Source organism: Sphingobacterium sp. T2 (assembly GCF_000814685.1).
Classification (GTDB): domain Bacteria; phylum Bacteroidota; class Bacteroidia; order Sphingobacteriales; family Sphingobacteriaceae; genus Sphingobacterium; species Sphingobacterium thermophilum.
On the sequence record NZ_JXAC01000270.1, the window covers coordinates 1 to 2,747 of the forward strand.

General features: G+C 39.4%; 1 protein-coding gene, 2 rRNA genes and 1 pseudogene. All 4 read left to right on the top strand.

Annotated elements, in window-relative coordinates; all coding sequences use genetic code 11:
- Positions 1 to 122, top strand: a 23S ribosomal RNA gene (locus SD31_RS13935); the annotation flags it as partial.
- Between the two features lie 109 nt (positions 123 to 231).
- Positions 232 to 343 (top strand): 5S ribosomal RNA (gene rrf, locus SD31_RS13940).
- 445 nt (positions 344 to 788) lie between these two features.
- Positions 789 to 1,280: a Plug domain-containing protein gene (locus SD31_RS15715; protein WP_082021981.1), complete on the top strand. Its 492-nt coding sequence runs from the start codon at positions 789 to 791 to the stop codon at positions 1,278 to 1,280.
- Positions 1,281 to 1,305: 25 nt separating this feature from the next.
- Positions 1,306 to 2,747, top strand: a pseudogene (locus SD31_RS13945) (SusC/RagA family TonB-linked outer membrane protein); the annotation flags it as partial.

The window sequence follows — 2,747 nt, forward strand, 5'->3', positions numbered from 1 at the left end:
AACTAGCCACAAGATGAGACGTTCCTATAGGGTCGTTGGAGATTACGACGTTGATAGGCTACAGGTGTAAAGGTAGAGATACCAAAGCCGAGTAGTACTAATCGCCCGAGACTTTCAAGGCATAAGATACGCTGTTGTCTTAATCGGAAACTTTTCTTTCTTTCAATAAATGTCAATGTAAGTAAGCTTACAATTAAGTAGGTTGTGATACAAAAAAGAGATTAAAGACATTAAGGTGCCTATATCGGCGGTGATCACCTCTTCCCATTCCGAACAGAGAAGTTAAGCCCGCCAGAGCCGATGGTACTGCCGTAACAGGTGGGAGAGTAGGTCGGTGCCTACCCTTATTAAACAAAGAAAAGCCTTATCCATATCGATAAGGCTTTTTTGTTTTACAACACTTCCTAGATATATCCCATTATTTCCCTGCTTAACATATTGGGATTGTGCTTTTCTTTTACTGATAAAGTAAGTTCTTTCTCCGATTTTATAAACCACCAGGAGTTAAATTTTTTCTTTTTATTTTCATTTTTATGGATTTATAATAAATCCGGCTTCTATATACTAGCTTAGACTTCAGATTCTTTTTCGGTCTGTACAAATCCTTATGTTACAAAGTGATACTGATACTGAGGGTATCGAGATTACGAAATCGATTGCGTAAAGTTGTGCAAACAATTTCGTGAAATGAGGCCTTCTTTTATGCTGTAGTAATCTTTATTTTCAGAAAATAATTGAAAATAATACGTCAGCTAATTTAACCAATTTCTAATCCTAAAAAGTACAGTATGATAAGGAAATTTCTCGTACTAGTATCTATACTTTTGTACAATGACATTGCATTGTCATATCCTAATGTTTCTAGGGAATGGAAATCCGGGGAACGATTGGTTTTGCTGCCCGATACAAGCCGTGAGAAGGATCTTACAGCCGAGGAGCTAGCCAATTTCAGAAATCTTAGGAAGTCCATAAGTTCAGTAGATACTATTGATCTCAAGAAGGTGAATGTCAAGCCTTTCACCAATCTATCGGAATTTTTCAAAGGCCAGGTCAGCGGTGTATATGTACAGCAGCCTTCTGGCGAAACCGGTTCCTATCAGAATATCATTGTTCGTGGTGCCGGCTCAACATTATTCAGCAATGCTGATATAAATCAAGTAAGACCTACTGTATTTGTAAATGGTGTTCCTATGGTTACCAATCATAGTTTTGCCTATGAGACTCAGCTTTACAAATACAACCGTATAGGTCCTGAGACAGACATTTTTAAATTTTGTTGATATCAGTGCTATTGAGAGCATTGAGGTGGTTAAAGATCCGGCTAGACTTGCTGCACTGGGACCATTGGCAGCTAATGGAGCTATCTTGATAACCACTTTTGGAGGAAAGTCAGGGGACAGGGAGATCTCGGTAAATAGTTATTACGGGATTAATACAAAACCTTCGGTGACACCTGTTAACGCTCATTATGAGAATCTATTCAGACAGCCTTTTTATGCTTTGTATAATAATACGGTGGCTGCCCGTCAATTGTACCCAGGTTATCTGGCGGATTCCACCAATATGAATTATTACGGTGCGGCGAAATGGATAGATGAATATTATCGAAATTCTTCATTATACTCTGTAGATTTTAGTATAAGAGGAGGAAGTGAGCGTGCTAATTTCGGTTTTGTGGGGTCCCACACAAGAGGAAGTTCGACGGCTGATAATAATCAGTTTAATCGCTATAATGCTTTGCTGAACATTAACATGTTACCATTCCAATGGTTCACGGTCTCTGCCTTTGTGAATGCTACCCGTACAGACCGTAACAGAAATACTAGCTTAAGAGATAGATATGCTGAGATCGGTTACCTTCCGGATTTATCTACCCCGCTGTCTCCTAACTTGGAACAATACCGTAATTATCTTGCAATGTATGACCGTGCAGTGAATGATAACATCACTAACAGCATACAGGGCAATATATCCTTGTCTTTTGACATTTTGAAAAATCTGACTTATACTTCTTCTTTCTTAATAGACTATTCTGAAGGAATCCGTGATGTGTTCTATCCTTCAGAGCTGATGGAAACGACCAATTATATTTCGAATTATTATGGTTATTCGCAGCGTTATGCTTTTGTCAATAATTTGAAGTATAGCCATCAGTTTAATGCGAAGCAGGCTCTTTCTTTCCATGGGGGGATTCAATATTTGGATGATTTATATAGGTTCCACTATGCTAAAGCATTCGATGGTCCTAATGATTTTATTAAACTGAATGTAGTATCTGGCAACTCAGGTAGTGCTCAGTATTTGGAACCGCAGGCAGGATTGAAGGTTCACCGATGGATTAATACGGAGATTAACCGTCTGTTTTCGGTGTATGGAAAATTGGGGTATGATTATGCAGGCATTTGGAATGTAGATGCTGTATTGCGTTGGGATGGCTCTTCGTCGATACAACCTGACGCTCGATGGCTATTTACACCTTCTGCCAGTGTTAAATGGAATCTTGGAAAACAGCTTTCGTGGGATGATGAATTTTCTATCAAGTTGTCTGCAGGACGTGTAGGCCAAATCAATTATGACAGCCGATTTGCTGTAGGACCTCAATACTATTCTAACCTGAATTGGGCGGGAGAGTCCAATGTTCTTTCATTTTATGGCAATGCGGCTTCATCAAGACCGTATAACCGCGGATGGGTCGGCTACGGGCTTGAATGGGCGTATGTTGATCAGTATGAGGTTAATTTCTATAA